The following is a 2,032-nucleotide window of genomic DNA, read 5'->3' as shown; positions in this document are numbered from 1 at the left end:
GCGTCGGGACGCTCGCGCTGCTCGGTCTGCTTCCGCGCGATGTGGCCGAGGTCAGCGGCAGTGCCGTCTTCGCGGGCGGCGAGCTGATCGGCAGAAGCGAGGATGAGCTGCGACCGGTGCGCGGCGCCGGGATCGGCATGGTCTTCCAGGACCCGATGACCTCGCTCAATCCTGTGCTGACCGTCGGACGGCAGATCGTCGAGGCGATCCGCGCCCAGAGCTCGACGTCGAAGGACGCCGCACGGACACGGGCGGAGGAGTTGCTGGCGGAGGTCGGCATTCCGGATCCACGCTCGCGGCTGGAGGCGTATCCGCATCAGTTGTCCGGTGGGATGCGGCAGCGGGTGATGATCGCGATCGCGCTCGCCGGCGGTCCCCAGGTGCTGATCGCCGACGAGGCGACCACCGCGCTGGACGTCACCGTGCAGGCACAGATCCTCGAGCTGATCGAGCGCCTGCAGACTGAGCACGGAACGGGTGTCATATGGATCACGCACGACCTGGGCGTGGTGGCTGGCATCGCTGACCATGTCCTCGTCATGTACGCGGGACAGTGCGTGGAGGAGGGCAGCGTCGACGAGCTGTTCGATCGACCGGTCCACCCGTACACGCGAGGTCTGCTCGGCTCGATGCCGCTGGTCGACGACCCTCGTCCGGCGCGCGATCGGGACCCGTTGGCGACGATGCCCGGCCTGCCTCCGGATCCGGTCAGCCTGCCGCCCGGGTGTGCCTTCTACCCGCGGTGTTCGATCCGCGCCGACGTCCGTTGCCGGACTGAGATGCCGTCGTTGACGCCCGTCGCCGGCAGCAGCGAACGGCACCGGGCGGCGACGTTCTACGCACCGGAGGGGGTGTGATGAGCGGCGAGGCGACGACTGAGCGGGGCGGCTGGCCGAAGGACGATACAGGCGGCGGAGTGAATGAGGATCCGAGCTCGACCACGGGTATGAGCAGTGAGGTCCTCGTCAAGACATCCGGGCTGGAGGTGCATTTCCCTGTCCGGTCTGGAACGCCGTTCCGTGGCGTGACTGGGCACGTGCGTGCCGTCGACGGTGTCGATCTCGAAGTTCGGCGGGGCGAGACGCTGGGCTTGGTCGGGGAGTCCGGCTGCGGGAAGTCGACGCTCGGCAGCGCGCTGCTTCGTCTGGTGGAGCCGACCGGCGGCACGGTCGAGTTCGACGGTGCGGATGTCACAGCGCTGAACAAGTCGGACCTGCGGGCCCTACGTCGCCGGATGGCCATGATCTTCCAGGATCCGTTCGCCTCGCTGGATCCGCGCCGCACTGTCGGGGACTCCATCGGCGAGCCGCTGTCGATCCACGGGCTGCACCGTGGGCGCAACCGCCGTCGTGACCGGGTCGGGGAGCTCATGGAAGTGGTCGGGCTGAGTCCGGACCACTCCAACCGATACCCACACGAGTTCTCTGGCGGACAGCGGCAGCGGGTGGGCATTGCCCGGGCGCTGGCCGGGGAACCGGACTTCATCGTGTGCGATGAGCCGATCGCTTCGCTGGACGTGTCGGTACAGGCTCAGGTGGTGAACTTGCTGATGCGGTTGCAGCGGGAGCTGGGCCTGACCTACCTGTTCGTCTCACACGATCTGGCGGCGGTGCGCCAGGTGGCGGACCGGGTCGCGGTGATGTATCTGGGGCGCGTCGTCGAGGTGGGCCCGGCGACGGCGGTCGCCGGTAGCCCGCAGCATCCGTATACGGAGGCCCTTGTGTCTGCGGTGCCGGTGCCGATTCCGGAGCGTGAACGTGAGCGCGAACGGATCGTGCTGCGTGGAGACGTGCCGAGCCCGGCCAACCCGCCGTCGGGCTGCCGGTTCCGCACACGCTGCCCGAAGGTGTTCGAACCGTGCCCGCATCACGATCCTGTCCTGCAGGTCGTCGACGGTGGGGATGAGCCCGAGCCGGAGCCGCACCTCGCCGCCTGCCATCTGCACGGCGTGACCGGCTGAGCGACCGGATTCGCATACCCCGACGATCGGTGGGGCCAGACTCTACCCATCGTCGGTGATCTCGGCTCCTCG

At 68.7% G+C, this 2,032-nt stretch carries 2 protein-coding genes; both read left to right on the top strand.

The features are described 5' to 3' along the window. Nucleotides 1–857 (top strand): ABC transporter ATP-binding protein (locus ELR45_RS24355; RefSeq protein ID WP_240760105.1); only part of this gene is annotated, 857 nt, incomplete at its 5' end. A gap of 89 nt (nucleotides 858–946) precedes the next feature. Continuing rightward, nucleotides 947–1,960: an ABC transporter ATP-binding protein gene (locus ELR45_RS24350; RefSeq protein WP_129668784.1), complete on the top strand. Its 1,014-nt coding sequence runs from the start codon at nucleotides 947–949 to the stop codon at nucleotides 1,958–1,960. The last annotated feature ends 72 nt before the right edge of the window (nucleotides 1,961–2,032 follow it).

Origin of the sequence: Phytoactinopolyspora endophytica (assembly GCF_004138495.1) — a bacterium.
Lineage (GTDB): Bacteria > Actinomycetota > Actinomycetes > Jiangellales > Jiangellaceae > Phytoactinopolyspora > Phytoactinopolyspora endophytica.
This window is presented reverse-complemented; position numbering and strand designations above follow the sequence as displayed.

Bases quoted from the DNA above. Each gene is read 5' to 3' on its own strand.
- ELR45_RS24350 (WP_129668784.1), top strand. From the start codon at position 947: ATGAGCAGTGAGGTCCTCGTCAAGACATCCGGGCTGGAGGTGCATTTC.